Origin of the sequence: Pseudomonas sp. PNPG3 (genome assembly GCF_023093815.1) — a bacterium.
GTDB lineage: Bacteria > Pseudomonadota > Gammaproteobacteria > Pseudomonadales > Pseudomonadaceae > Aquipseudomonas > Aquipseudomonas asiatica.
The window spans coordinates 1-265 of record NZ_JALLKV010000243.1 but is presented as its reverse complement, the minus strand read 5'-3'; the positions used below and the strand labels follow the sequence as shown (position 1 = coordinate 265).

Genomic DNA, 265 nt, shown 5'->3' with positions numbered 1-265 from the left:
CGGCGGCGCCGTTGCCGATCCGCACCGGGGCGGACCCCTCGTATCCCGGCAGGTGCGCCAGCTCCTGCTCGCGCAGCTCGCGGTCGCCCGTGACCGCATACATGATCTGCAGGCGCTCGGGGTCCCCGGCGATCGCCCGCAGCAGCCATTCGCGCCAGGAGATCGCCGCGTCGACGTGCCCGTGGTCGAGCAGGGCGGTGAGGGACAGGGCGGCGTCGCGCAGCCAGCAGAACCGGTAGTCCCAGTTGCGCACTCCGCCGAAGTC

General features: G+C 73.2%; 1 protein-coding gene. It reads right to left on the bottom strand.

The genetic code is table 11. The features are described from left to right. On the bottom strand, nucleotides 1–265 hold a 265-nt coding region (locus MJ643_RS30895; RefSeq protein WP_247727338.1), incomplete at both ends, for a glycoside hydrolase family 15 protein.